Raw genomic sequence first — 648 nt, 5'->3', positions numbered from 1 at the left:
GGAGGTCCGGGCGGGGGTGCTGCACATCTGGGGTGTCATGGAGGAGTGTAAGAACTCCGCGTTGGGCCGCACCGGGGTGCTGCCGGGTGGGTTGAACGTCCGGCGTCGTGCTCCGGGGTGGCATGCCCGGCTCACGGAGCAGGATCCGGATCGGTCGTATGCGTATTGGCAGGAGTGGGTCAATCTGGTGGCGTTGGCCGTGAACGAGGAGAACGCCTCGGGTGGCCGGGTGGTGACTGCGCCGACCAACGGGGCTGCCGGGATCATTCCGGCGGTGGGGTTCTATGCGACCCATTATGGGCCGGGAGGCAGTTTCATCGCGCCGGAGGACCGTGAAGAGGCGGTGGTGCGGTATCTGCTCACTGCTGCGGCGATTGGGGTGCTGTATAAGGAGCAGGCGTCGATCTCTGGTGCTGAGGTGGGGTGTCAGGGGGAGGTGGGTTCGGCGTCTTCGATGGCGGCTGCTGGGCTCTGTGAGGTTCTGGGTGGGTCTGCGGAGCAGGTGGAGAATGCTGCGGAGATTGCGATGGAGCACAATCTGGGGTTGACCTGTGATCCGATCTCGGGGTTGGTGCAGGTGCCGTGTATTGAGCGGAATGCGATTGCGGCGACTAAGGCGGTCAATGCGGCGCGGATGGCGTTGATGGG

At 64.8% G+C, this 648-nt stretch carries 1 protein-coding gene; it reads left to right on the top strand.

The features are described 5' to 3' along the window. The coding region (locus tag ODE13_RS16885) for an L-serine ammonia-lyase, iron-sulfur-dependent, subunit alpha (RefSeq protein WP_322480308.1) at positions 1 to 648 on the top strand (648 nt) is incomplete at both ends.

This window comes from Nesterenkonia sp. HG001, from assembly GCF_034438835.1.
Taxonomy (GTDB): Bacteria; Actinomycetota; Actinomycetes; order Actinomycetales; family Micrococcaceae; genus Nesterenkonia; species Nesterenkonia xinjiangensis.
The sequence above is the reverse complement of the archived record's forward strand: the minus strand, read 5'-3'. Positions and strand labels throughout refer to the sequence as shown.